General features: G+C 43.6%; 24 protein-coding genes and 2 pseudogenes. 23 read left to right on the top strand and 3 right to left on the bottom strand.

What is annotated here, in order from left to right; translation table 11 throughout:
• Window positions 1-55 precede the first annotated feature (55 nt).
• The 3 genes from ACIFQN_RS34120 to istB all read left to right on the top strand — a co-directional run bounded on the left by ACIFQN_RS34120 (window position 56) and on the right by istB (window position 2,264).
• The gene (locus ACIFQN_RS34120) at window positions 56-673 is read left to right on the top strand and encodes a hypothetical protein (protein ID WP_429837494.1); all 618 of its coding nucleotides are present in this window, start codon (window positions 56-58) and stop codon (window positions 671-673) included.
• Between the two features lie 170 nt (window positions 674-843).
• A complete protein-coding gene (locus tag ACIFQN_RS34115; protein ID WP_429837493.1) occupies window positions 844-1,548 on the top strand; it encodes a hypothetical protein in 705 nt (234 codons plus the stop codon).
• On the top strand, window positions 1,545-2,264 hold the full coding sequence (istB, locus tag ACIFQN_RS34110; protein WP_429837492.1) for an IS21-like element helper ATPase IstB: 720 nt from the start codon (window positions 1,545-1,547) through the stop codon (window positions 2,262-2,264). The genes ACIFQN_RS34115 and istB overlap by 4 nt, the downstream gene beginning before the upstream one ends.
• Here istB and ACIFQN_RS34105 read toward each other — a convergent pair.
• Together ACIFQN_RS34105 and ACIFQN_RS34100 are read right to left on the bottom strand one after the other, a co-directional pair.
• Window positions 2,218-3,621 (bottom strand): McrC family protein, encoded by a 1,404-nt coding sequence (locus ACIFQN_RS34105; RefSeq protein WP_429837491.1) that lies wholly within the window; start codon window positions 3,619-3,621, stop codon window positions 2,218-2,220. The two genes, istB and ACIFQN_RS34105, sit on opposite strands and share 47 nt — an antisense overlap.
• Window positions 3,618-4,112 (bottom strand): hypothetical protein, encoded by a 495-nt coding sequence (locus ACIFQN_RS34100; RefSeq protein WP_429837490.1) that lies wholly within the window; start codon window positions 4,110-4,112, stop codon window positions 3,618-3,620. Before ACIFQN_RS34100 ends, ACIFQN_RS34105 begins: the two co-directional genes overlap by 4 nt.
• 415 nt (window positions 4,113-4,527) lie before the next feature.
• Between ACIFQN_RS34100 and ACIFQN_RS34095 the strand changes: the two genes are divergently transcribed.
• The 13 genes and pseudogenes from ACIFQN_RS34095 (at window position 4,528) to ACIFQN_RS34035 (ending at window position 16,940) form a co-directional block, all read left to right on the top strand.
• On the top strand, window positions 4,528-4,746 hold the full coding sequence (locus ACIFQN_RS34095) for a hypothetical protein (protein WP_429837489.1): 219 nt from the start codon (window positions 4,528-4,530) through the stop codon (window positions 4,744-4,746).
• A gap of 375 nt (window positions 4,747-5,121) precedes the next feature.
• Window positions 5,122-5,970, top strand: coding sequence for a GNAT family N-acetyltransferase (locus ACIFQN_RS34090; protein ID WP_429837488.1), 849 nt, complete (start codon window positions 5,122-5,124; stop codon window positions 5,968-5,970).
• A gap of 95 nt (window positions 5,971-6,065) precedes the next feature.
• On the top strand, window positions 6,066-7,118 hold the full coding sequence (locus tag ACIFQN_RS34085) for a serine hydrolase domain-containing protein (RefSeq protein WP_429837487.1): 1,053 nt from the start codon (window positions 6,066-6,068) through the stop codon (window positions 7,116-7,118).
• Between the two features lie 5 nt (window positions 7,119-7,123).
• Complete coding sequence (locus ACIFQN_RS34080; protein WP_429837486.1) at window positions 7,124-7,840, top strand: M15 family metallopeptidase; 717 nt, start codon at window positions 7,124-7,126, stop codon at window positions 7,838-7,840.
• A gap of 248 nt (window positions 7,841-8,088) precedes the next feature.
• Window positions 8,089-9,708: an ABC transporter substrate-binding protein gene (locus ACIFQN_RS34075; RefSeq protein ID WP_429837485.1), complete on the top strand. Its 1,620-nt coding sequence runs from the start codon at window positions 8,089-8,091 to the stop codon at window positions 9,706-9,708.
• A gap of 17 nt (window positions 9,709-9,725) precedes the next feature.
• Window positions 9,726-10,646 (top strand): ABC transporter permease, encoded by a 921-nt coding sequence (locus tag ACIFQN_RS34070; protein ID WP_429837484.1) that lies wholly within the window; start codon window positions 9,726-9,728, stop codon window positions 10,644-10,646.
• A 15-nt stretch (window positions 10,647-10,661) separates the two neighbouring features.
• Window positions 10,662-11,579 carry an ABC transporter permease gene (locus ACIFQN_RS34065; protein ID WP_429837483.1) on the top strand — a complete coding sequence of 306 codons (918 nt, stop codon included), beginning with the start codon at window positions 10,662-10,664 and terminating at the stop codon, window positions 11,577-11,579.
• Between the two features lie 53 nt (window positions 11,580-11,632).
• A complete protein-coding gene (locus ACIFQN_RS34060; RefSeq protein ID WP_429837482.1) occupies window positions 11,633-12,613 on the top strand; it encodes an ABC transporter ATP-binding protein in 981 nt (326 codons plus the stop codon).
• A complete protein-coding gene (locus ACIFQN_RS34055; RefSeq protein WP_429837481.1) occupies window positions 12,610-13,581 on the top strand; it encodes an ABC transporter ATP-binding protein in 972 nt (323 codons plus the stop codon). Before ACIFQN_RS34060 ends, ACIFQN_RS34055 begins: the two co-directional genes overlap by 4 nt.
• Window positions 13,582-13,805: 224 nt before the next feature.
• A pseudogene (locus ACIFQN_RS34050) lies at window positions 13,806-13,973 on the top strand (MurR/RpiR family transcriptional regulator); the annotation flags it as partial.
• 340 nt (window positions 13,974-14,313) lie between these two features.
• On the top strand, window positions 14,314-14,634 hold the full coding sequence (locus ACIFQN_RS34045; RefSeq protein WP_429837480.1) for a MurR/RpiR family transcriptional regulator: 321 nt from the start codon (window positions 14,314-14,316) through the stop codon (window positions 14,632-14,634).
• Window positions 14,634-15,740: an o-succinylbenzoate synthase gene (gene menC / locus ACIFQN_RS34040; protein WP_429837496.1), complete on the top strand. Its 1,107-nt coding sequence runs from the start codon at window positions 14,634-14,636 to the stop codon at window positions 15,738-15,740. The genes ACIFQN_RS34045 and menC overlap by 1 nt, the downstream gene beginning before the upstream one ends.
• A 111-nt stretch (window positions 15,741-15,851) precedes the next feature.
• On the top strand, window positions 15,852-16,940 hold the full coding sequence (locus ACIFQN_RS34035; RefSeq protein WP_429837479.1) for a serine hydrolase domain-containing protein: 1,089 nt from the start codon (window positions 15,852-15,854) through the stop codon (window positions 16,938-16,940).
• Window positions 16,941-17,011: 71 nt separating this feature from the next.
• Here ACIFQN_RS34035 and ACIFQN_RS34030 read toward each other — a convergent pair whose 3' ends face one another.
• On the bottom strand, window positions 17,012-17,530 hold the full coding sequence (locus ACIFQN_RS34030; protein WP_429837478.1) for a GNAT family N-acetyltransferase: 519 nt from the start codon (window positions 17,528-17,530) through the stop codon (window positions 17,012-17,014).
• 198 nt (window positions 17,531-17,728) lie between these two features.
• On the opposite strand from ACIFQN_RS34030, the gene ACIFQN_RS34025 reads away from it, so the two are divergent.
• From ACIFQN_RS34025 to ACIFQN_RS33995, 7 genes and pseudogenes are all read left to right on the top strand, one after another.
• Window positions 17,729-18,520, top strand: coding sequence for a MerR family transcriptional regulator (locus ACIFQN_RS34025; RefSeq protein WP_429837477.1), 792 nt, complete (start codon window positions 17,729-17,731; stop codon window positions 18,518-18,520).
• 133 nt (window positions 18,521-18,653) lie between these two features.
• Window positions 18,654-19,505: a MerR family transcriptional regulator gene (locus ACIFQN_RS34020; protein WP_429837476.1), complete on the top strand. Its 852-nt coding sequence runs from the start codon at window positions 18,654-18,656 to the stop codon at window positions 19,503-19,505.
• A 241-nt stretch (window positions 19,506-19,746) separates the two neighbouring features.
• Complete coding sequence (locus ACIFQN_RS34015; RefSeq protein WP_429837475.1) at window positions 19,747-20,502, top strand: GNAT family N-acetyltransferase; 756 nt, start codon at window positions 19,747-19,749, stop codon at window positions 20,500-20,502.
• Between the two features lie 55 nt (window positions 20,503-20,557).
• Window positions 20,558-22,609 carry a serine hydrolase domain-containing protein gene (locus ACIFQN_RS34010; RefSeq protein ID WP_429837474.1) on the top strand — a complete coding sequence of 684 codons (2,052 nt, stop codon included), beginning with the start codon at window positions 20,558-20,560 and terminating at the stop codon, window positions 22,607-22,609.
• Between the two features lie 197 nt (window positions 22,610-22,806).
• A pseudogene (locus tag ACIFQN_RS34005) lies at window positions 22,807-23,115 on the top strand (ABC transporter permease subunit); the annotation flags it as partial.
• Between the two features lie 2 nt (window positions 23,116-23,117).
• On the top strand, window positions 23,118-24,023 hold the full coding sequence (locus ACIFQN_RS34000) for an ABC transporter permease subunit (protein WP_429837473.1): 906 nt from the start codon (window positions 23,118-23,120) through the stop codon (window positions 24,021-24,023).
• A 159-nt stretch (window positions 24,024-24,182) separates the two neighbouring features.
• Window positions 24,183-25,739, top strand: coding sequence for a helix-turn-helix domain-containing protein (locus ACIFQN_RS33995; protein WP_429837472.1), 1,557 nt, complete (start codon window positions 24,183-24,185; stop codon window positions 25,737-25,739).
• The last annotated feature ends 73 nt before the right edge of the window (window positions 25,740-25,812 follow it).

Below are 25,812 nucleotides of genomic sequence, written 5' to 3'. Positions count from 1 at the left end.
CTAAACAACCCTCTACTCTTCTATTTGCGGAACAGATAGGAGAGGGATGAAAGGAATGCTGGCAATGGCTCAACAACACTATATCAAATACTTACGAGATGTAAAAGATCAATCTATCTCCCAGATTGCGGAGCAAACTGGTGTTAACTGGAGAACGGCGAAGAAATATGCAGATTGTTCGGATTGGAACAAAGCAGAACCTCCTCTTCGAGGAAAATTCCCTATCATGGAAGCTTACCGTGAGCAGGTGGATACCTGGCTCATTGAAGATCAAACCCGCCCCAAAAAACAGCGACACACAGCAAAACGTATCTATGATCGTCTTGTTTTCGAATTTGGCTTTGCAGGATCAGATCGTACCGTACGGTACTATGTTGCCAAACGGAAATCAGAACTGCAAATCGAAAAATCGGAGCCTTATGTTCGTTTAGAACATCCAGGGGGAGAAGCCCAGGCGGACTTTGGAACATTTCAAGCGATCATCGGTGGTGAACTGATAGAGCGGAAAATGTTGATCCTCTCCTACCCTTACAGCAATGCTGCATTTGTCTTTGTTACTCCGAAGGAGAACACCGAGTGTTTTTTGGAAGGGTTACGACAGTTATTTGAAATGAGTGTGGAGTACCTAATCGAATCTGGTTTGATAATCTTTCAGCAGCTGTTGTATCTGTAGGAACCGATGGAAAGAGAAAGCTTACAGAGGAATCTCAGCGATTTGCTCTCCATTATCGCTTCCAGCCTGTCTTTTGCAACCCAGCTCAAGGGAACGAAAAAGGGCATGTTGAGAATAAAGTAGGCTATGCTCGAAGAAATTGGTGTGTTCCATTACCTGTAGCCAATGATTTGGAACATCTACAGAAAATCATCAATCAGCAAGCCCTTGATGATCTGAGAAGACCCCATTATGCGAAGAGAGTCTTACAGAAAGACCTTTGGGAGCAAGAGAAAATCAAACTTCTTGTACTTCCTCTCGTACCTTATGAAGCTTTCCGTTTAGAATTCGTAAAAGCCAATGGATATGGTGAGGTTCTCATTGATCAAAAAACAGTAAAGATTCCTTCCATTCGTTCTCACGAACGAGTATGGGTGAAGTATTGGTGGAACAAGGTAGATGTCCTTAATGATGACTACGAAGTGCTGATTACACTACCAAGAGGATATATGGATGAACCGGTTCCAGTTGACCTTCAAACACTGTTACAACCACTTTATAGTAAGCCAAAAGCTCTAGACTACAGTTCTGTTCTTGCTTTCCTTCCCAGACAAACAAAAGCTTTTCTACAATCTGTTGAAGGGAAAAGCCGCAAAACAAGAATTGGCTGGATCATTCGGATGCTAAAAACCTATCAGATCGAGGAGATTGAAAGATGCCTTACGCAAGAAAATCAAGATGATGCGAGTCGGTTGGAGCATGTTCTGTACCGTTTACGTCATCCTGAGATCATTCCAGCACCTATGAAAGACAGTCGCACACCATCTGTTTTCGTTGGATATCAGCCAAATCTAACGAGGTATGATCAACTTCAACGGACAGAGGTGCGAAAATGAAAGAAGAATTACGTCAACTTTGCAAACAGATGAGATTAGCCCATGTTATGAATATCTATGAACAAGTTCCATTTGAACACCCGACTCAATTTCTTCATGCGGTGCTATCTTCGGAACGAAGTTCCCGTGAGCAGGGAAAAATTCGACGATTGTTGCAGAAAGCCAGATTTACACAGATAAAGACCTTTGAAGGGTACTCCTTTGAGTCGGTTTCGTTACCTGATAGCGTCACGATTGAGGAGTTGAAGAGAGCCTCATTTGTAGAACGCAAGGAAAATGCCATATTGCTTGGTCCCGTAGGGACAGGAAAGACACATTTGGCAACGGCAATTGGTGTGGAGGCGTGTAAACAGGGGAAAAAAGTGAGGTTTTATCGGGTGGCAGACTTGGTTTCTATTTTGCAAACCAAGTTTCAGGCTGGCAATCTTCCACGATTTCAGAAGGAATTACTGGACACTGATGTATTGATTTTAGATGAATTAGGCTTTGTTCCGTTTCACAAGGACGGTGCTGATCTCCTTTTTCATCTAATCTCAGAATGTTATGAACGGATCGGTATCATTGTCACCTCGAATTTGGAGTTTAGCCAGTGGAATACGGTTTTCGGAGATAACCGCCTCACCGCTGCCTTGATCGACCGTCTTGTACATCATGCTCATATCGTAGCTTTCACAGGAGAGAGCTATCGCCTTCGGCATGCTCTTTCCCACCGTTAAAATTATGAAATTTTAGCCTGGCAAGGCTATGCACAAAATAGTTGCCGAACTCTGCATTTTTTTCTTGCCAAATACATGACGAAGGTAAAATATTTAATTCATGTAACATAGCAAGTAGACTATTCCTGACTGTTTTCTCTGAAGATAGGTCTATAGAACACATTTGTATCCTCTTAGTTGGTGCCCCCTCAATAAGCCAAGACTCTAATATTTCTCCTGCATTCCCTATGAGGAATTCGTTATAAGGGTAAACCAATATGGTATGGCTCACATCTTCATAACGATTTGCGTAAGCATACATCTGGAATAGATCTTCCCTTTTGACCCTATGACGATGCACGCCACTCTTAATGCGTTTCCACTTTGTATCAATTACCACTTGCTCCTTCCCATCGATTTCTATGACAACATCAGGCAGTAATGGATATACCGCTGTGTTCCTTTGTTCATTGAGGAGAAGCCTGTACTTCCGATGTTGAATATGTACCTTATAAGTAGGAATTATTCGCTTCAACATCACTGCAATATACTGTTCGAATAACTCTTCCATGGGAAACAGAATAGAATATCCTTTTTGAACACCACTCGCCATATTTGTTGTTTGCTGTTCCAGGAATAATTTCGCAAGAAGAAGGCATGGCTCAAACCGTTGATTTGTACGGTTAAACCTCAAGTTTTTAAGCTGATCTGTATGAACAGGTATAAGCTCAATTTCTGCCATCACTAATGAACATTTCTTTAGCTTCTTTATGGTATTCGTATTACGGATATTAGGCAAAGCAACATGAATGGCAGCTTTCAGAATTTGGTTTAACAAATGATTGGCAGTAAACTCTTCGTATTTACAGTAAACCTTGTTATTTCGTTGCATTTTGTTTTTCAGTTGTTCTTTTATTACCAAAGAGCCTTTTAAGATAAACTTATTATCTTCATGTTCAACATATTGGGATTGTAGTCCGCTTCTGAGTTCCTTTTCCAATAACGAAGCGAACAGGGACGCATAGATCTCATAGAGGTTATTGTCCGAAATGTCTAAATGGGCGACATGAGAATAAGAAACTTGTAAGAAAGCGCTGCGCTCCAACATATGAAGTAACATAGAACGTGCATGCTTCAAGTCACCCGAAATATTCACTTTAGGCAGGATTTCAATCGCTACATTAGTCAATTGGATATATCCCACTACGTTGAGAAAGCTAACTTGGTCTCTGCTCCATTGTAAATATTCTTTGTTAGGGTACCTTGATTTGAAATACGCATCCAACTCTTCCGCATCATCTCGAGTAATGGAATATAGTTTGTCTTCCTGAGTGATTTGAATATGATCAACACATTCATGCACTGTTAGAGTTTTCATACAGATGCTCCGGTAGTATTCAAATACACTCGGGAGAAAGCTTCTAGAGAAGGATTTTGTACAATAGTATATTTCACCTGCGTTGAGAGTCTATCAATCACTGGATGGTTCCCGAAAATCTGATAAGCCTCACGTTCTACTTTGGTTAGGAAGTAATTATTATCTCCAGGTTTCCCTGCTCCACCCAAAATCAGCTCGATTTTTTCCCAATCCTCGTAAAAATACTCCTGTAATAAAGGAATTACTTTGTTTTTCATAATGCTCACAAGACCTTGATAATCCAATTCAGGTACCATAAAGTAAGCATGTCCAATGGTATGATCCTGATCATACAAGTAAGCAATTCGCTCATTGATTCTTGCTAAAAACGAATTCAGATGTACGCCTGCTACATCATCCAGTTTGCTTGGATCAGGTCCACATTCAATAAAGTGAAAACGACGTCTGAGGGCAGTATCCATTAGAGCAATGGATCTGTCCGCGGTGTTCATTGTTCCAATAATATATAAGTTTCCGGGTACACTAAATGGCTCGTTGGAATAGGTGAGACTAACATTGATGGTATTTGGTCCATCTTGGCGCTTGTCCCTGGTTATCCCGCGCTATGGATCAAAGATTGGGAAGTAGACAGAGTTGTTGAAACACTAAAACAGGTAGCAAAAATAGGAAAGGGGGGAAGGCAACACAAATTAGAGTCTGGAGTTGTACAAATGGATGTTTTGACCCTGTAAATAAAATTGCATTTCAAAAGACAGGAGACCCCTATGCTGCTTTGCAGTTCGTAGAAAATGAGCACACAGGCAGAGAAGGTATTAATAGGATTGAAGGTGCATGCCTGTATGTATTTCAAAACTTTCATTACGAGCATTTGAAACCCTTCGCCACAGTTTGCGTGGAGGGGAAAATTTGACGCTGGAGAATATACGTGTAGGGATGAGACCGATGCCTGAAGACGGGTATCCAATTGTGGGATTTCATGACCAGATAAAGGGGCTCTATTTAGCAGTCATGCATGCAGCAATCACATTAGCTCCTCTGGTAAGTCGTTTGGCAGTAAAGGAGATTATCGAAAATGTACAGGTGGACGAATTAAACAGCTGGCGTTTGTCCAAGTTTTCAGTGTAACATCTGTGAATACCTGTTGAACCTCCTTCACTTAAAAACTTCATCTCGTTTTGGGTTGGGCAAACCATGATGGGTTGCTCTTTTTTGCGTTTCGAGCTGCGTAGCCAGCATGCGTTGCATTTTGCTAGTCATTGACCTTTACACGATGTCAAGGTTTAGAATGTATGTTGCATTGCAAAACTAACGGACGCGTAAGCCTAAATTGATTAACGACTCAGCGGAAAGGCCATTTTCATTGATGCAAAAACAATTTAGTTATTTGGGTACTTATGGTAAAATGATTTCACATAGTATTTAATTCTATTTATACAAATACATGTAGAACATAATTCTTCTACATTGATTGCGATTGTCTAGGGAGATGAGGTGAGTTTTATGCATAACAGACAATTTTTAGAGTCATTAACAATTAGACAATTGAACACATATGAAGAACTTCTGGCAGTAAAAGAGCTGGAAGAAATCATTTGGGCGAACGATGACCCAGTGCCTGTGCATCAGACGATGACAGCAGTTAAACACGGAGGCATGGTCATAGGCGCATTTGTGGGAGAGCGACTTATCGGCTTTCAATACAGCTTTGCAGGGTTTGACGGGGTGAAGACATACCTTTGCTCTCATACCATGGGGATCCATCCTGATTTCCAGAAAGGCGGGGTGGGAGAAAAGATCAAACAGGTACAAAAGGAAGCCGCGATTGAAAAAGGCTATAACCTCGTTTCATGGACATATGACCCTCTGGAAACGGTCAACGGAAATTTGAACATTCGCAAACTGGGTGCGATTTGTTCTACTTACATTCAAAACTGCTATGGCGAGCTGACAGATATTTTAAATACCGGCTTACCCTCGGATCGGTTTCAGGTAGAGTGGTGGATCAGTGGTCCTGATGTAATCGAGAAGATGGCGAATCCGCAAAAAAAGAGAGAGATAGACGCTCAAGCAAAGCCAGTATTGCATTTTGAACTCAACCACGAAGGCGATCCCGAGCCACAATCGATTGATCTCACTGTGGAACAGCATGACGGTCCACTAGTCGTTGCCGTACCCTCAGCATTTCAGGAAGTGAAAGCTAGGGATGTCGATCTGGCGCTCCGTTGGCGAATGGCAACCCGGGGAGTTTTCAAGCATTACTTTCAAAATGGTTGGGTTGTTTGTGATTTCATCAAAGGCGATGAAACAGTACCTGTCCATTTTTACCTAATGGAAAAAAAGCAAATGTAGAAAGGCTGAAAAAACACACTTAATCTGGGAAGACAACGAAGCTGATGCAAAAACAGGGTGGGGAGCACTGTTTTTGCTAAAGGAGGGTAATTAGTATGTATAGCACTCGCGATCAATCCATACAACTGGCACTTAACGATTTATTTAACAGGTTCTCACCAAACGAACCTGGCTGTGCATATATAGCGAGCTTCGACGATGGCGTAACTTATAAAGGAGCGGTAGGTTTAGATTCAATAGAAGAAAACCTGCCGATAACGACAAAGACCATTTTTAATCTCGCATCCGTCTCCAAACAATTCACTGCCTTTGCCATTTTACTGCTAGAGCAGGAGGGAAAATTGAATCTGGATGATTCGATTTTAAAGTACGTACCCACTCTTGGTGCTTACGCTGAGCCAGTGACGCTGCGACATCTCATTCATCACACTGGCGGTTTAGTAGATTATATGGAGTTAGCGGAAAAAGCCAATTTTAAAGATACGGAAAAATTAACTCCTGAGCAATCATTGTTGCATCTTGAAAATCATCAAATGGCAGCTTTTCCGGTCGGAACTAAGTTTGAGTACAGCAATACAGGATACTTTTTACTGTCATTAGTTGTTGAAAAAGCCAGTGGGAAAAACTTGAGCGAATTTTCTAAGGAACGTATTTTTGAACCTTTGCACATGAACGACACAGCAATTGTGGTTCGCTATCCTACAAGCTTTCCAGTTGCTCGTGGCTACTCGAAGAATGGGCAAGGGGCATACGAAATCTATGAAAGTCCTTGGGAACACATGGGCGATGGAGCCGTCCATTCAAATGTAGAGGACTTAGTAAAATGGGGACAAAACTACACGACAGGTATGGTTGGCGGGAAAGACCTTGTTAAGAGAATGATTGAGCTAGGCCCGAAAACTTCCCCAACAGGTCAGCTGATTATCGATAATGAGGATTATGCTTTTGGCGTGTTTTTAGGCGGAGATTTTGATTGTCATTACCTGGAGCATTCAGGTGGTTGGGCCAGTTACCCTTCACACTTTATGCGTTTTCCTGAAGAGCGTTTGACCATTGCAGTACTAAGTAACGATGAGGCTTTTGAATCTATTGAGTACGCCAAAAAAATCGCAGAAATTACTTTAGGAAAAAGTGTACAGAAAGGATGATTTTTTTGAATAAGGAAATCTATTACGCGATGCTCGAAAAGCAATTCTTGAAGTACAGTGACTATGTCTCTATTCCGGTCAAGGACAATGGCGATCCACTTGTACCGATTGGGCCAGAATTTGAAGGGAAGGTAACAAATTACGAAGAAATGCAGCCATACACCGGCGACAGTATCTATGTCCGGTCGCGGGTTGTTGACATGTTGATTAGCGCTCGTGCAGCGTTGAAAAATACATTTCCTGATTACGAACTCGAAGTCGTCTGCGGATATCGCCATCCAGATGTGCAGGAAAAAGCGTATTCCGACTATAAAGCCCACGTTAAAGCCGAAAACCCTGAGCTGGATGGAGAAGAACTAAAAGAGGCAGCCCATCGTTTGGTTGCTGTCCCAGAGGTTGCTGGGCATCCGACTGGAGGAGCCGTAGACGTTCTACTCATCAACGCTGATGGCGAAGCTGTGTACTTGGGGCCGGAGGAAGAGAATAGTAGAGATCACTATGTCCATTCTCCGTTTATCGAAAAGGACGTGTGGCACAGAAGGCAAATCTTGCGCCATTGCATGCTACAAGCAGGGTTTGCCCCAACGGATAGCGAGTGGTGGCATTTCGCCTACGGTGATAAAGAGTGGGCCAAATATTATAACCAACCGGCTGCTCTCTTTGAACAGATTCGATTTTGTTCCCCAGATCGAGACGGCGTCAGTGGTGGAAAAGAAGAGTAAGCAAAAGCATTGATGCAAGCGTTTACAATACGGGGTACGTCGATCAAATTAGGCAAAGACGGTGAGTGGGCCTATACCGTCTTTAGCCATTCAATACGTGCTACCATCGATCCATGATCGAAAGCACAACACAAGCTGCAGGTGTTTATATTTCGGAAGATTCGAAACTCATCATGGAAGTAGTATAACTACGACTTTGCCAACGTTACCGCGTAACTGTTACTGAGAAACGAAAAAAAGGGGGTTAAATGATGCTCCGATTCTATCGGTTTAAGCAGTGGATTTCACTTTTGCTCGTTACCGTAGTGTTTTTGGCAGGCTGTACTTCCTCAACACCATCACAAACAAATGGGGAGAACGACCAAAGCTCTGGCAAGGCGAGTGTGGGAGGAACAATCGTCATTGCAGCGCCAACAGAGCCAGATACGATGGATATGCATCTAACGGCTTGGTACGATGATGCCAACACACGAATATATGATTTTTTGCTTGCCCGCAGCGAGACTGGGAAAATCATTCCGGGTCTAGCGCAATCATATAGCGTCTCGGATGACGGGAAAGCCTGGACCTTTCAATTGCGCAAAGACGTTACTTTTCAATCCGGAGCACCGATGACAGCAGAGACAGTCAAATTGTCAATTGACCGATGCCTGAAAATCTGCCCAGACAAATTAATGCTCGGTCCGATTGAAAAAGTGGAAGTCTCTGGGCCATATACAGTCAAAATTACCTTAACGGAAAAATATGCCCCGTTTTTAACAATAGCAGCTGACTTCTTGGCAGTACTCGATCCAGCCAGAGTGGACGAGCTGGGGGACAAGTTCGGCAACAATCCATCCGCGACAGGTCCGTTGGTCTTTCATGAAAAAGTGCGTGGTGCCTCCCTTACGTATAAGCTGAACAAAGCGTACAAATGGTCACCGGATAATGCTGAGAACAAAGGGGCCCCTTATTTAGATGAAGTCGTCTTCCGTTTCATCAAGGATGACGATACGAAAATGCTTGAATTTAAAAAAGGGACCGTTCAAATCTTTCAACAGGTTCCGACTAACTACGTAAATGAATTGGAAAACTTACCAGGGGTGGAAATTTCCAAGACTTTGGAGGCTGGCCTTAATTACCTCGGCTTTAACAACAAAAATCCGTATTTTCAGGATGTCCGTGTCAGACAAGCAATTGCCATGGCAGTGGACCGTACACCAATTGTCCAGTACGCGATGAGCGGTTTGGCTAAGCCAATTCATGGACCACTACCAACAACGATCCCGGGATACAGCCAGAAAATAGAAGATATGGCAAAAGAGATGTACAAGCGAGATATAACCAAATCGAAGCAATTGCTTGCAGAAGCAGGTTGGATGGATACGAACGGAGATGGCATTCTCGAAAAAAATGGCGAACCATTTTCGACAGAACTGATGATTGAGGGCGGAACCGAAAAACAAAAAATGGCCGTAATCTTGCAATCTCAACTGAAGGAAGTAGGTATTGATGTAAAAATAACCTCCGTGACCGACTGGCTGACGTTCAGAGACCGGATGGCAAAGGGCACGCATGAAATGTTTTTGAACGAGTACGGTTGGCTAGACCCGGATATTCTTCATCTCATTTTTGGCAAAGGCAACTCTACCAAACTGTATTTTGAGACGGATGAACTGGAAGCCCTTTTGTCCAAGGGACGGCAAGAGATTGATGAAGACAGGCGTATGAAAGCATATGAAGAGGTAGGCGATTACTTGGTCAAGGCATCGCCGTGGGTACCTCTCTACAACAGAGAAACGGTTACAGCCTACCGCGACATTGAAGGCTTTAAAAGCTCAGCCGCAACAGGTGTTATTTTCCAGGATATTCAATTGAAAAAGAAATAGGGTAGAGGTGTGTTCACATGCAAAAATACCTGCTCAAACGGTTCCTTTCTCTATTTACCACCTTGCTTGGTGTCTCGGTCCTTGTCTTTTTAATCGTTCACATGATACCTGGTGATCCAGCCCGCTATATCGTGGGCAAAAACGCTTCGGAGGAAGCAGTCAAGGCGATGAGAGCACAGCTAGGGCTAGATCAGCCATTGATTACCCAGTATTTTGATTATTTGGGCAAGCTGGTCCATGGGGATTTGGGAACCTCATTATTTACTGGCATTCCCGTCTGGGAAGAAATCACCAGCCGTTTCCCAATCACCTTTCAACTCGCCGTTTACGGTGTCGTGCTTGGTTCGGTAATCGGTATATTGTTCGGGGTCATTGCTGCTGTCAAACAAAACACATTCATTGATCGACTGGTGAACACATTATCGACGATCAGCATTTCAGCTCCTGATTTCTGGGTCATCTTGTTTGTCATTTGGTTATTTGCCTACCAATTCGGTTGGTTCCCGATCTCTGGTTACGATGGGTTTTATTCATTGGTGCTGCCTTCGCTGACGATCGGTCTGTTTTCTATCGGATTTATCGCGAAAATGACCCGTTCCAGTATGCTTGATGTGATTAAACAGGATTACATGCGCACTGCTGAGGCAAAAGGGGTGGCAACTTGGGCGCGGGTGTTCGCCCATGGCTTGCAGAATGCTGTCATCCCGATTATTACCTTGATCGGCTTGCAATTTGGAGGGCTCTTGGCAGGTGCTGTTATTACGGAAACCGTGTTCGCTCTTCCTGGAATCGGCTATTTTGCCATTGAGGCGGTTACCAAACGGGACATTCCCACTGTGCAGGGCGTGGTACTGTTCGTAGCGTTGCTGTACACATTGGTGAATTTGGTTACGGACATCGTATACAGCTTTTTCGACCCACGAGTTCGCTACGATTAGGAAGGGGAATGAACAGTGGATAGTGAGTTAACGAAATATGCAGATGATCATAAAGTGCCGATTCCAGTCCTTGAACATGATATCAAAAAAGGGGAGTCGCAATCTCACTGGAGAATGCTCTGGAAGCGGTTCAGCAAAAACGGCGCTGCCATCAGCGGATTGCTCTTCCTTTTGGTCATCATTATCTTTGCCGTGTTCGCTCCTGTCATCGCCCCATACCCGCTTGATCAAATCAATTTCGAACAGCGACTAATGAAACCAAGCACCACTCATCTGTTCGGGACAGATGATTTCGGCAGAGATATCTTCACACGGATCCTATATGGTGGCAGGGTTTCATTAATGATGGGTCTGATCTCCGTCACGATTTGCTTGGGTATCGGCATCACGCTTGGCGTAGTTGCCGGCTACTATCGAAAGCTAGATATGTACATCATGCAGCTGATGGATATTCTTATGTCATTTCCTTCTTTGCTACTTGCAATTGTTGTCATCGCGGTGCTTGGTGTCGGGCTGACCAACGCGATGATTGCCGTCGCCATCTCACAGATTCCGCAATTTGTCCGAGTCGTGCGCTCTGCTGTTTTGACATTGCGGGAAAAGGAATACATTGAAGCTGTTCGTGCGCTAGGAATACGAGATTACAAGATTCTTCTCAAGCATGTCATTCCGAATATTCTTTCACCGATGATTGTCATGACAACCCTGATATTTGGTGACTGCATTTTGGCGGCAGCAGCTCTTAGCTTTCTCGGGTTAGGGGCTCAGCCCCCAGATCCGGAGTGGGGGGCAATGGTTATGGAGAGTCGTGTGTTCCTGAATCAGGCCTGGTGGATGTCATTGTTTCCAGGGCTCGTGATCATGCTTGTAGTGCTTAGCTTCAATATGCTTGGGGACGGGTTGCGCGATGCACTAGATCCAAAGCAAAAGTAATCTTCGTGAATGTCGGCTAAAGGTTATCTAGGTAGAGGGGGAGGGAAGTACAAATGACGTCGGTTTTGCTGGAAGTTGACCAGTTGTTCATGCGTTTCAAAACAGAAAAAGGACTGCTACCTGCTGTCAACAATGTGAGCTTTCACGTGAATAAAGGTGAAACAGTCGCTTTAGTTGGTGAATCCGGTTGCGGGAAAAGTGTGACTTCGCTCTCCATTATGCGGCTTATCGCCAGACAGGAGGGCCAGGTAGAAGGCAGTATCCGCTTCAAGAATAGAGAGCTAAACCGTCTCTCCGACAAGGAAATGCGGGCGCTGCGCGGCAACGAAATCTCCATGATCTTTCAGGAACCCATGACCTCACTGAATCCGGTACATACCGTTGGCAAGCAGATCGGGGAGGTGTTCAAGGTGCACACCAATTTTTCCAAAGCGGAGAAGGAGCAAAAAACAGTCGAGATACTGAAAAAAGTAGGGATTCCGCGTGCAGATAAGATCATTCGCGAGTTTCCTCATCAGCTCTCTGGAGGGATGAAGCAGCGCGTCATGATTGCGATGGCGATGGCTTGTCAGCCTGACCTATTGATTGCCGATGAGCCGACGACAGCACTTGATGTGACGATTCAGGCACAGATCCTCGATTTAATGAACGAATTAAAACGGGATTCCAACACCGCTATCTTGCTCATTACCCATGATTTGGGCGTCGTTGCCGAAATGGCGGATCGGATCATGGTGATGTACTACGGGGAGATCGTTGAAGAGGCAGAAGTAACAAGCATCTTTTCGAATCCAAAGCATCCGTACACGGTCGGACTTCTGCGATCGGTGCCAGGTATAGAGAAGGAGCGAGACCGTCTCGAACCGATCAAAGGCAATGTTCCCTTGCTTGGTGAAGTGATAAGCGGCTGTCCGTTTTTTTCACGCTGTGAATATGCTCATGAGAAGTGCAGGCAGGAAAAACCTCCACTGATGAATATAGACAATCAGCGAGTCAGATGCTGGCTGTATGCGAGAGAGGAAATAACGATATGAGTGACTGGCTGCTGGAGGTAGAGGAGTTAAAGACATACTTTCCTGTACAGAAAGGCTTGTTTGGGGGCAAAACAGATTATATTAAGGCTGTCGACGGCGTCACATTTCGGTTAAAGCAGGGCGAGACACTTGGCATTGTTGGCGAGAGCGGCTGTGGCAAATCGACTACTGGACGAAGTATTCTCCGCCTGATCAACCCGACTGGCGGCTCAGTGAAATTCGCTGGGACGGAAATCACTACTATGTCCGAAAGTGAACTGCGCAAACTGCGGGAACGGATGCAGATTGTGTTTCAAGACCCGTATGCATCACTCAATCCACGAATGACTGTCTCCGCCATCCTTAGCGAAGCACTCTCTGTCCGTGATCCGCATCTGCATCGTGCTGATCGCAGGGAGCAGGTAATGGAGTTGCTGCAGTTAGTTGGCCTAAATCCGAGTCAGGCGGATCGTTATCCCCATGAATTTAGTGGCGGACAACGGCAGCGCGTGGGGATTGCCAGAGCGCTCGCTGTACAACCAGATCTCATTATCGCCGATGAACCAGTTTCGGCACTCGACGTGTCGATCCAGGCACAGATCCTCAATTTGCTTCAAGATTTGCAGAAAAGGCTTAGACTGGCATTTATTTTTATTTCACATGATCTGAGCGTTGTGAAGCATTTCAGTGACCGAATTGCCGTGATGTACCTCGGAGGAGTAGTCGAAATTGCAGGGAAGCAGCAGATCTTTTCCAAGCCATACCATCCTTATTCACAAGCGCTCATGTCTGCGGTTCCGATTCTGAATCCGCTGATGAAGCGTGAGCGAATCGTTTTACACGGGGATGTTCCAAACCCGGCTAATCCACCACAAGGCTGCACGTTTCATCCGCGTTGCATGCACTGTATGGACCTTTGTAAATCGGTTCGGCCAACGCCTGTAGAGGTGGAGCCAGGTCATTTTGTAGCATGTCACTTATACTCTTGATTAAAAACAATCGTGGAGTAAAGGGTTTGTCTGGCTGCTATGGCTCAGGTAGATCCTTTTCACTTTCAGTTGGAAATCGCTTTCAAAGTTTCAGTTGATGTGGAGATAAAAATTCATTATTATAAATTTATAGAAGTATTTAATTCTACGATTCTACAGTATGACTGGAGTTGCCTATGTTAACCAAGACATTCCAACACATCATCTAGGATAAATACCAAGATCTTTCTCCCGGACAAAAGAAGGTTGCAGAATTTTTAGTAACTTCTTTGGAACAGAGCGCGCTTTATACGATTTCTCAGATTGCGCGTGAGGTCGGTGTCAGTGAAACAACCGTCATTCGATTGGCATACGCATTAGGTTTAAACAGTTTTTCTGAGATGCAAAAAATGATTAGAGAAGAGATGCTCAGCCATAAACAACACGTTTCTCATTCGCTTTCCATCTCTGAGGAAGAAGAAGGAAAGGTTACGAACATATTTACTCATTCAATCCAGCATGAAAAACAAATATTGGATTGCTTGATAAACCAAGTGAGAGAGGAGGATATCTGGAAAACAGTAGAGCTGTTGATAAAAGCTGACCGAATCTTCGTTGGAGGCTTTCGAGAATCGTATACTGCCGCCTACTGGCTATCGTATAAATTAAATCAGCTTCGTGATCATGTCTACTGCTCATCCCCGACTGGATACAATCCGGAAACGCTGTGCAATTTTCACAGAAAACTCTGTTGTGCTCTTAATTTCCTTGCCGCGTTACTCGAAAGAAGCTCTGGTTTTGGCGGAGCAAGCAAAAGGACAAAAGGCTACCTTAATTGCAATGACAGACCGACCGTTATCACCAATCGGGCAGCTTGCAACCATATCATTGACTACCGGGGAAAATCCCGAGATTTTTTCAGATCGCATCCTGGCACTCCTGAGTCTTTCTGAATTGATTGTAATGGGAATGCACGAAAAAGATCCAAAAAATATTCGGGCACGACGGGAAAAACTCGAACACTTTACAACCAAACTCGGATATTTATCGAATAACAGAAAGAGGGAAGTATGATGAAGATAAAACGCGTAATTATTCGACGATTGAAATTGGATTTAGTTCATCCCTTCACAACAAGCTTGGGAACAGAAAGAGATCGTGAGTTTCTTCTCATCGAAATTCAAAATGAGGATGGCATATCCGGATGGGCAGAATCAGTTGCAAGCGCTGACCCTTTTTATAAAGAAGAAACAGTAAAAACGAATTTGCACATTATGGAGGATTTCCTTATCCCGATTCTTCAAAGAGAGGAAATCGGTCACCCTGATGATGTGTCGAAGGTCTTTTCACATATTCGCGGAAACTATATGGCGAAATCGGCCCTGGAAGGTGCTATTTGGGATTTATACGCAAGAGAAAAGAATATGTCATTGGCAACTGCTTTAGGAGGAGTCAAAAAGCATATAGAAGTAGGGGTTAGCATCGGAATCCAGGATTCTACAGATGAGACGCTACGTAAAATTGAACGCAGTCTGGCGGAAGGGTATAAACGGATTAAAATTAAAATCAGACCAGGCTGGGACCTAGAGGTAACACGTTGTGTGCGGAAAGAATTCCCTACGATTCCTCTCATGGTAGATGCAAACTCTGCGTACAGCTTGACGGATATTGATCATTTGGCACAGCTGGACGAGTTTCAATTAATGATGATTGAGCAGCCTTTGGAACACGACGATCTGATTGATCATGCTGAATTACAAGCGCGTATTCAAACCCCTGTTTGTTTGGATGAAAGCATCCATTCCGCGGAGGATGTGCGGAAAGCCATTAAATTGGGAAGTACAAAAGTAATTAACATCAAAATTGGACGAGTTGGCGGTCTGACTGAAGCTAAAAAAATTCATGAGCTATGCCAAAAGCACAACATCCCTGTTTGGTGTGGAGGAATGCTCGAATCCGGAATAGGCAGGGCACATAATATTGCAATGACTTCCCTCCCTAACTTCACATTACCTGGAGATACGGCGGCTTCCTCTAACTATTGGCATGCCGATATTATTAACCCCGAGGTTACGGTAGACAATGGGATCATAACAGTTCCAGATGGGGTTGGAATCGGCTACACACCTGATATGAACAGAATAAAAGCCGTTACTTTGGAAGAAAAGATTTATGTGTAAGGATTTCTGGCGAACTAGCTGTTAGCAACGTTAGAGAAGAGTTGCCATGTAAAGTCCGTTAGTTAGCTGAATCCATTTTATTCAACCCTATCCCGAGAGGAGTCATGAAAAATGGAACTCCAAAGCAATTCGAATGAACTGCGATACCATCAGCTTGATGAACTATTTACGACTTTGGCAGATAAAAAGAAATTCAATGGAAACATCATGGTGCTAGATAAAGGTGTTCCCTTGTACACTGGATCATTCGGCTTCGCTCAGCTGGATCATTCCAATGTGTTGACAACCAATACAGTATTTGAGCTTGCGTCCGTTTCCAAGGCATTTACGGCGATGGGCATCATGATTTTGCAAGAACAGGGAAAAATCAGCTACGAGGATACGATCGAAAAATTTATTCCTGATTTTCCATATGCAAATGTTTCTGTTCAGAATCTACTGACACATACGTCCGGTTTGCCGGATTACATGGAGATATTTGAGCAGCACTGGGACAGGTCAAAAATTGCCAAGAATTATGACGTTCTTGAGCAGCTTAAGCTCCATCAGCCTGACGTCTATTTTCGTCCGAATGAAAAATATGAATATAGCAATACGGGATATGTGTTACTCGCATTAATCATTGAGCAAGTGTCAGGAACAAGCTTTGCTGATTTCTTGGAACAACGTATATTTCAACCGCTTGAGATGGAGAGGACTAGAGTTTACAACCGCAGATCCTCTCAGGAGTTGATTGACGATTACGCTTATGGATACGTTTATTCCAATCATTTGGATAAATACTGCTTGCCAGACGAATTAGCAGAGTACGATTTCGTCATTTATCTCGACGGAATTCAGGGAGATGGAATTGTTAATTCAACGCTAGAAGACCTGAGAAAATGGGATAGGGCCTTATATACAGAGAAGCTGGTAAGTAAAGAGACCTTAGAAAAAGCCTTTTCGCCTGTTCTCTTGGCAGATCATCAATCTTATGATTACGGGTATGGCTGGCGGATACGCAATGAGCCCTCGATAGGAAAGGTTGTTTGCCATGGAGGGGGCTGGCCGGGACATCAAACTTGGCTAAGCCGGTATATCGATATTGACAAAACAATCATTTATCTATCGAACGTGGAACAGGACCGAGAACGAACACAAGCGACTATAGAAGTAGTAGAGAATATTATTTTTAATCGTCCCTATCAGATTCCGGAGTAAGGATAGAAACAAATATAGCTTTATCTATAGCCGGGCATAACCGGCTTCTTTTCTTTTTTGTGATTTCGCCACTATTTCACTCTCTGCACCATATAATGCCATGTCCTTTCTTTAAATAGAAGGTGTCTTGTTAAGCTATTTTTCTGTAAATTCGTATGGAATGAGAGCTCCTCATATAGACGCTTGGCGCGTGGATTTTTACCGGAGACGAACAAACTGAGCTTATCCAAATGTGAATCAGTTTCAACAAACTGGTAGGCCCAGTTCAATAACAACTTGCCAACTCCCATCCCTCGATAATCTGGATGGACAACAACGTCGGCGATATAGCATTCTCCAGGCTGTGGCTTATGCTCTAACAAATGCAAACCGAGCAGCATTTTAAAGAGGTTCCACTTTCCAAAATCGCAAAAGCTTTCCCACGTGTGGAGCCTCCGCTGCTGTTTCATGTAAGAACCGTCATGCCATTTGATTGACATCGACCCGACAACTTGTCCATCTTGTATGGCTATCATTCGTTGGGTTGCCGGCTCAATAGGGAAATGCTCAAAAAGCTTTGCGAAAAAGAGGGCAAGCTCGTCATCATTCATATTCGTGAGAGTTTGAAATTTACCACGAAATCCATGGATGAGCAATCGTTTTCCAATAAGCTACATCATAACGTATAGGAGAGAAATTAACAAAGAACTACTCCCTTTTTTCTTTGAACCAATCACTTGACCCTAGGTATGACCTAAGGTGTACTGTTAAGGTATTCCATTACAACTAAAGCCATAGGAGTCGTACTTATGAAAAGTGAAATTACGATTAGCGAGCTAGCTAAGCTTATGAACGTATCTGTTCATCAAATTCGATATTTTGAAGAGAAAGGAGTCCTTCTACCTGCTTACATAGACAACAATCAGTATCGCATGTATAGCATGGATCAAGTTTACCAGCTTGCACATATTTTGTTGCTTCGCAAGTTGGGGGTGTCAGTCCAGTCTATTAAAGAATGCATGACTTCCTTTTCTGCGGATCAATATGGACAGCTACTCCATCATTCGTTGGTAGAAATAAATACAGAGCTGCTTCGTTTACAAGAGCTTCAGCAATTTATTAATAAGGTGTTATATGAACAGAAGAACTTTGCTTCTCACCCCAATCACTACCAAATAAAGTGGCAAGACACGACTTACTTGACTCGCTGGCTTGAAATGGATTCGCAAATGAAGCTCAACGCCAAACTGTTGGCTGAACGTGCCAAGTACGTCCCAAATCTGTTCGAATCGGATATTTATTTCGTAGAAGGTGATTCCAGTACGATGACCTTGTATACGGAATCACAAATACCTGGCGATTATTCATTACCGAGTGGAAACTATCTTTCTACCCAGAGACTGGTTCATAACGATGATGAGCTCGAAGAAGTGATCGAACAGTTTTACGCATATGCCGCTGCACAGTCTTATACGATACAAGGACCTTTCATCCTGATTGAAAGATCGTATTTATCCTTGTTTAGTCATAGCCAGCTGAATTATGAGCTGCAAGCTTTGATCGACCCGACTACAATTTCTGAAAAGGTGATTGAAACATGAAGGCAACTCCTATAACCATTGAACCCATGCAAGAAAAGTACAACACTCCTTTGTCAATAAATTAGGTAGTTCTTTAGAATGTGGCTGAAACCCATTTTTACACAGTCAAATCTTCATGAAAGAAGGTGATTGAATGTACACGATCGGTGAATTCGCGAAAATAAGTAAGGTATCTCCTAGAATGTTGAGGCATTATGACAAGATTGAATTGTTAAAGCCTAGCTTTATCGAACAAAATGGGTACAGATACTATAGCGATGAGGAAATAAATAAAATTTCGATGATAAAGCAATTCAGAAGATATGGCTTTTCGTTAGAAGAGATCAAGTTTGTACTCGGTAAAAATGATGTGGAATACACAAAACAGACGCTTCAACTCAAGATTGATCACTTGCAACAGTCTGCAACAGAACATCATTACTTAATTATGGAGCTGGAAAATCAAATTAGAGCGACGTCTCGTGAAAAAAAGATGGCACATTTTAATCGAAGCTTTGATATTGTAATCGGTTATCGCAGCGAGTTTTTAGCACTATGTCAAAGAAGACGAACCAATGAAGAAGCAATGGATCAAATGATCGATGAACTCTATGAAGTGATTGCTGCAAACAATGTAGAAACGACCGGAACGCATATGACGGTCTTTCATGTAACCAATTATGTGTATGATCCCGAGAATGCAGATATCGAAGTATGTATTCCGATAAATACTGAATACAATAAGGGAGCGTTTTATTCCAGAATAATCGAAGGTGGCCTGTATATGAGCACGATCTATCTCGGTAGTTACAAGGATATTGATCATCCTTACCAAGCGCTCATTGCATGGGCGAAACAAAATAACTATGCAATCATAGGACCATCTGTGGAGCGATACTATAGAGATTGCGGAGAAACGAATAATCAATCTGAATATGTCACAGAAATATGCATTCCGATTGCAAGTAACTCGAATATGCGTCAATTAAATGAATCGTTGTTGTAATACAAAATAAGTAGCTGTGGATTCCTGATCCACTGTATTTTTTAGAAACATATGCGACATAAAAAGTCTGTAATATCCTCTATAAGTAATTTGAACTTCCTGAAGAGGGCGGTAGGTGAGATGTTGACCTTGACACAATGTCAGGGTATAGAATGTGTTGTACATTCGCAGAAGGAGTGCGAATGTGCGAGAAGTAAAGACCCCTTTGATGAAAAACTCAACATACTAGGAAGTGAACATAATGACAAATCAATCAAGTCTAGTAATGCCTACATTTTCACCAACGATCACTGACTATTGGCAGGAGTCATTTTTGACCGGAGACGTCCTCTATCGCGATGAATCCTTTACTGTCACGATCAACCCTGATCTCGACGAAGATAGTCGGGTCATGGTACTGGAACTCTCCGACGGTCGGGTTATGGCTGTCCTGACGCCAGAGCTGGCCAAAAAAGCTGGTCTGTATCAACAGCAGGACTTATCCGAGCCGGTCTTTCGTCGGAAATTGAATGACGCGGGAGTCAGTCTGCACGGTGCAGATTATCTTTTTTATTTTTCAAAAGCGGATAAGAACGAATTGCTCCAAGAAAACCTCGAAGGTGACTTGCGCCGGTTAACAGAGCTAGATGAGGCTACTTTCTCCGAGTTCCAGTCCTCCGTTTCGGAACAGGACCTGGCTGACGCTCAAGTGGAGCTGGATCACTGGGCGGTGTTTGGCTCTTTTGAGCAAAATCGCTTGGTCAGCGCCGCCAGTATGTACCCTTGGGAGGATGACTTGCAAATTGCCGATCTAGGTGTACTGACGCAGACATCCTTTAGAGGAAAAGGTCACGCCCGCAAAGCGGTGCGCTCCATTTGCAAACACGCCTATGGTCAAGGATACGAACCCCAGTACCGATGCCAGCTCGATAACCATGCATCTACGTTACTGGCTAAAGCGGCGGGTTTGAGTCTGTTTGGAAAGTGGGAAGTAATTTCTCCCGACTCTACAGACTAAAAGTCTTATTCTAGGTATATTTCTTCGTTTGAAGAAGCGATCAGGAGGTAGTTTTATGAAGAAAAAGCCGTTTTTGGCATTATCTGCTACACTTGCGCTAACTCTGATGGCACCACCCGTAGCAATGGCTTCAGATGTCGTCCCTGCAACTTCTTATAGCCAAGGATTGGGGGAAATCGCTGCCGAGAAGGCGGAGTTGCTCCTCGAATCCACGGAAACATTTAGCGTCCAGTATGCGCTGATTGACAACGGAAAAATGATCGTGTCTGGCCAGACTGGCAAGAACGATAAGCCACTAACTAAGGATACGATGTACGGGATCGGTTCAGTCAGCAAAGTATTTGGAGCTGCAGCCGTCATGAAATTGGTAGACCAAGGTAAAATCGATCTCGATACTCCTGTCGTCAAGTATATTCCTGAGTTCAAGATGAAGGACGAACGATATAAGCGCATTACTCCACGCATGCTGTTGAACCACTCGTCAGGTCTGCGAGGTACTGGATCTACGAACGATTCTTTATTCGAGGATAATGATCCTTACGCCCATGATACAATGCTGCAGGCATTGTCCGACCAGACCTTGAAATCGGACCCTGGAGCATTCTCGGTGTATTGCAATAGCGGCTTTACACTTGCCGAGATTCTCGTTGAAAGAGTCAGTGGGATGAGCTTTACCACATTTATTCATCAAAATTTCACAGAACCATTGCAGATGAATCATACAAAAACACCACAGGATGATATGAAGGACAACAAGCTTGCCGCGTTGTATGTCCCGGATTACGAAAAGCAGCTTCCGAAAAGTTATGTTATGGTGATCGCCGAAGGGGGAATTTATTCCACAGCAGAAGATATGGTGAGATTCTCGCAACCGTTTATGGGGCAGGCACACAAGGTCCTTTCTGACAAGTCGGTACGTGCGATGGAACAGGAGGAATACAAGAAAGGTATCTGGCCGGAAGATGAAGATGATAGTAACAATTACGGTCTGGGCTGGGACAGTGTGAAGCTGTACCCGTTTCATGATTACGGAATAAAGGGCTTGGCCAAGGGCGGGGACTTGTCTGCGTATTCTGCTTCCCTCATTGTGCTTCCTGAGAAAAAGATGGCAGCTACTGTGTTAACCTCTGGCGGAAGCAGTGTCACGAATCAAATGCTGGCAAGCGAATTGCTGCTGCATGCGCTCAAGGCAAAGGGCGAAATCAAGAGCATCAAGCCGGACAAATCATTTGGCAAGCCCGTCAAGGCAAAGATACCCCAAAATGTATTAAAGCAAGCAGGCTATTACGCGGGCAGTAATACACAGATCCGGGTAGAGATCACTAAAGACGGAGAACTGTTCCTTCCAGACTATTCGGAAACGAAGTATTTCTATACTTCAGATGGAAGCTTTAAAGACGAGAACGGAACCACCAAGATCAGCTTCGTCGCTGAGAAGAATGGTCGCACGTACTTGTGGAAGAGAGTTTACGAAGGGTTACCGGGATTGGCGCAGCAAGCAACGTCAGAGTATGCCGCAGAGAAACTGGAAGACAACATGCTTCCGAAGGAGACCGCAGCAGCTTGGGCAAAACGGGAAGGAGCTAAGTACTATCTCGTAAATGAGAAGTTCAGCTCCGAATTATACTTCTTTGAACAACCGGCCATGGAAATTAACCTCGCTGACGGTTTACCTGGCTATTGGCAGGACAAGAAGATAACAGGTCCGAACTCGGCGACGAGTGAGATTCAAATCCCAGGATTGTCTGGCCGTGATACGATTGAAGCCAAGTTCTACACCGATAAGGGCGTCGAATATATGAAGCTAAACGCGAATATATTTGTGAGCGAGGCGAATGTAAAACCGATCGATGCAGGAAATCAATCAAAGGTCACGGTGCCAGCGAACGGATACGCCAAATGGTATACCATCCCGGCAGCGGCAGCAGGAAAAACACTGACGGTAAAACTGCCAAAGAATGGTACCTTCGCGGTATATGATGAAGAAAGAGAACTCCCACTCATTCACTCCATCGTCAATGGCAACAACAAAGTGATTCTGCCCAAGAGTGGAACGATCGTATTTGTCGGCGCGCCAGGCTCGGAATTTACGATAACGATTAAATAAGCTGTACGGAAGAGTTCGCTACCGTAGAGAATCTGGTTAGATATTAACTGTAAAACGTGAAAAACACGCCCTCGAAAGATTTGAAGTGCACCCCTTAGAATAGACATTGGAAAAACCCCCTTGGTTATCCGATGAAAATTCTAGGGTGTGTATTTTTTATGGCAATCAAAGGACAAAAGTTTCGGCACTATCCGGAGGAAGCAAAGGGCTTGCCAACCCACTTGATTGTCATTCGGCACGGCATCCGTAATGCCATCATGCCGGTAGTTACCTTTCTAGGACCACTGATAGCAGCATTGATTACAGGTTCATTCGTAGTGGAAAAGATCTTTGCAATCCCAGGGATCGGAAAATACTTTGTAAACGGCATTTTTAACCGGGATTATCCGGTCATTTTGGGCACAACCATCTTTTACAGTACCGTACTGATATTCATCATTTTACTGATTGATATCGCATATACGCTGATTGATCCACGCATCAAGCTGAATAGCAGGGAGGGGTGAAGATGAGCGTGCAAGCAAATTCAGATGATTTATTCCAGCCGTGGGTGAAGACGGGAAAGCAGACGACAATCGAACGTCCTAGTCTCTCCTATATGCAAGAAGTGGTGCGCAAACTGGCAAAAAATAAACTCGCGATGGTGGGACTAGTGTTAATCTTCTTTATTTTTGTCATGGCGATCATAGGTCCGTCTCTTGTACCTTACAGCTTTGCCGACCAGAGTCTGTTGGATAGCAATATGACCGTGTCGGCTGAACACTGGTTTGGCACAGACGATTTGGGACGCGACATGTTTGCTCGTACCTGGTACGGCGCGCGCATTTCATTGACGATCGGCATAGTGGCTGCACTGATCGATCTGGTAATTGGCGTTACCGTAGGCGGGATCGCGGGTTATATGGCAGGGCGGGGGAAAAAGGGTGAACGCATCGACAATGCGATCATGCGCGTCATTGAGGTGCTGCACGGACTGCCTTATTTGCTTGTGGTCATTCTGCTCATGGTGGTGATGGAACCGGGCATTATGACAATCGTAACCGCCTTGACTGTGACGGGCTGGATAGGGATGGCGCGGCTGGTGCGTGGTCAAATCCTGCAATTGCGCACAAACGAATATATTTTGGCGGCACAAGTGTTAGGGGCATCGTTTGGACGCATCCTGTGGCGACATCTGATACCTAACACGACGGGCATCATTATCGTCAACCTGACCTTTACGATACCGGCATACCCGCCCGTCCATGGAAACAACAACGACCTCGTTAGAGAAGGTATGGTATTTACTATCGAGCCAGGGTTCTATATTCCACAGTTTGCAGGAGTTCGCATCGAAGATAATGTGTGGGTAACGACGGATGGTGCCGAGGTGCTGACATCCTATCCGAAAGAATTGAAAATAATCGGTGTGTAACGAATACTGTACACCATTTTGATATGCCTTCCTTAAAATAGTCATGGGAATGGAAAAAGAGTAACAAGTTTGGTAGTGTTAATGGCAACCAAATTCCGACAGCGTAAGGAGCTTTCTTATTTACAACGAAACAACGTCGAAAAACTGGAGTGAAAAGGAATGATTACGGTTCGAATGCTTCATGAAGTTTTGACAAGTGCAGGGATTACACTCGTAGCAGGGGAAGGGGGCCTCGACAACGCGATTCATTACTTGACGGTGCAAGAATTCTTTTTAAAAAGCTCCAGATTAAAGAATAACGGCTTTGTCATGGGAACTTTTAATTCCATTCCAAATAATCAAGAGCTTGAACTTCTTACACACTTGGGGTGGTATGCGGAATCGAACGTAAGTGGCATCGGCTATCACACAGTGTTTCAACGTGACATCCCAATCGAACTGATCAACTTCGCAAATCAGGAGAACATTCCCGTATTTAGCATTCCAACTGACGTACCTTACCATTATCTTTTTGAACAGTACAACGAGCTAGTTAACCGGGAAAATATGAGATTGAAAGACAAAACAGACAGCTTGAATAAAAGTATGATGGAAGCTCTTGTACTTGAAAAAGAATCCCACTTCATTATTCAAGAGTTCGGCAAGTATCTCCAGATACCAGTAATGTACTTGGATCCAGAACTACGGGTTGTGTCATTATGGGCTGGATCTCTTTCACGTACGGAAATAAAAGAGTGGTTGGAAGACATCAAAGAGCATTATGTCCAGGAACTACAGAACATTTGGCGTAACAACAAGCCATTAGAAATAACCGTTTTCGAAAAAGCGAGGCATCTTCAGTCCGTCTTTATTATTCCGCTTCAAAGCAAATTGAACCTTTTTGGTTTTTTAGTGTTTGACGCACAATGTAATAACGTACCTTTTCTGGATATTGTAACAAATAATACCTCTACAGCATTAATTCTTGATGCCATTCGAAAAAATCAAATCCGTGAATTTCAAAAAACAAAGGACATTCGGTTATTTGAGGATATTTTTTACAATCATAATGCGACGTCCTTATCTCTTCAAAATTTTTATTACGATGTGACGAAACTCAGTCATGTTCTGATTGCTGAACCCAAATTTGGTAAAAATGCAAAGAACTGTTATCAATGGATTTTCGATCAACTAGACGGGGCTCCTGACTGCTTATTATGGATTTCAGATAAGAAAATCATTGGAATTCTTCCGTATATTCCTAGTCGTATTCTGCATGGCGATAGTAAGGATTTTCACATTGGTATCAGTGGAAAAATAGGGGAGTTAAACGTCACCAATATTAAAAAATTGTTTGATCAAGCCAAGATATCCCTGCATTTTGCTAGGCTCGAGAAAAAAACGAGTATCTGCTGGGATCATCTTGGTATTCAAAAAATCATCTATTTAATCACTGAATCCGATTTACTTCACGATAACTATTTGGCCGTACTACAGCCATTGTTAGAATACGATGATTTACGTGATTCGAATCTGTTGGAAACACTTGATGTTTATTTAAGTAACTTTTTTAATTTAAAGGACAGTGGAGATCAACTCCATTTGCATCCAAACACAGTTAAATATCGCATCAATAAAGTAGAAGAAATCTTAAACATCCATGTAACCGATCCGATTCACTATCTGAATTTGAAGCTAGCGTTAACTTGCTATCATTACTTGAAAACGAAAAAGTAAACATGATCCCTCTAAGAAAGGAGGGATCTTTTGTTGCCCAGCGCAATTTTTGAGCATTTTTTTGTAGGTGAGA

This window comes from Brevibacillus sp. NRS-1366, from assembly GCF_050467985.1.
This window is presented reverse-complemented; position numbering and strand designations above follow the sequence as displayed.

Excerpts from the sequence above, each read along its gene's own strand:
- ACIFQN_RS34015 (WP_429837475.1), top strand. The coding sequence starts at position 19,747 with ATGACAAATCAATCAAGTCTAGTAATGCCTACATTTTCACCAACGATC.
- menC (WP_429837496.1), top strand. The coding sequence starts at position 14,634 with ATGAAGATAAAACGCGTAATTATTCGACGATTGAAATTGGATTTAGTT.
- ACIFQN_RS34085 (WP_429837487.1), top strand. The coding sequence starts at position 6,066 with ATGTATAGCACTCGCGATCAATCCATACAACTGGCACTTAACGATTTA.
- ACIFQN_RS34020 (WP_429837476.1), top strand. The coding sequence starts at position 18,654 with ATGTACACGATCGGTGAATTCGCGAAAATAAGTAAGGTATCTCCTAGA.
- ACIFQN_RS34025 (WP_429837477.1), top strand. The coding sequence starts at position 17,729 with ATGAAAAGTGAAATTACGATTAGCGAGCTAGCTAAGCTTATGAACGTA.
- ACIFQN_RS34090 (WP_429837488.1), top strand. The coding sequence starts at position 5,122 with ATGCATAACAGACAATTTTTAGAGTCATTAACAATTAGACAATTGAAC.
- ACIFQN_RS34075 (WP_429837485.1), top strand. The coding sequence starts at position 8,089 with ATGATGCTCCGATTCTATCGGTTTAAGCAGTGGATTTCACTTTTGCTC.
- ACIFQN_RS34105 (WP_429837491.1), bottom strand. The coding sequence starts at position 3,621 with ATGAAAACTCTAACAGTGCATGAATGTGTTGATCATATTCAAATCACT.
- ACIFQN_RS34070 (WP_429837484.1), top strand. The coding sequence starts at position 9,726 with ATGCAAAAATACCTGCTCAAACGGTTCCTTTCTCTATTTACCACCTTG.
- ACIFQN_RS34060 (WP_429837482.1), top strand. The coding sequence starts at position 11,633 with ATGACGTCGGTTTTGCTGGAAGTTGACCAGTTGTTCATGCGTTTCAAA.
- ACIFQN_RS34010 (WP_429837474.1), top strand. The coding sequence starts at position 20,558 with ATGAAGAAAAAGCCGTTTTTGGCATTATCTGCTACACTTGCGCTAACT.
- ACIFQN_RS33995 (WP_429837472.1), top strand. The coding sequence starts at position 24,183 with ATGATTACGGTTCGAATGCTTCATGAAGTTTTGACAAGTGCAGGGATT.
- ACIFQN_RS34035 (WP_429837479.1), top strand. The coding sequence starts at position 15,852 with ATGGAACTCCAAAGCAATTCGAATGAACTGCGATACCATCAGCTTGAT.
- istB (WP_429837492.1), top strand. The coding sequence starts at position 1,545 with ATGAAAGAAGAATTACGTCAACTTTGCAAACAGATGAGATTAGCCCAT.
- ACIFQN_RS34000 (WP_429837473.1), top strand. The coding sequence starts at position 23,118 with ATGAGCGTGCAAGCAAATTCAGATGATTTATTCCAGCCGTGGGTGAAG.
- ACIFQN_RS34030 (WP_429837478.1), bottom strand. The coding sequence starts at position 17,530 with ATGAATGATGACGAGCTTGCCCTCTTTTTCGCAAAGCTTTTTGAGCAT.
- ACIFQN_RS34055 (WP_429837481.1), top strand. The coding sequence starts at position 12,610 with ATGAGTGACTGGCTGCTGGAGGTAGAGGAGTTAAAGACATACTTTCCT.
- ACIFQN_RS34100 (WP_429837490.1), bottom strand. The coding sequence starts at position 4,112 with ATGAACACCGCGGACAGATCCATTGCTCTAATGGATACTGCCCTCAGA.
- ACIFQN_RS34120 (WP_429837494.1), top strand. The coding sequence starts at position 56 with ATGCTGGCAATGGCTCAACAACACTATATCAAATACTTACGAGATGTA.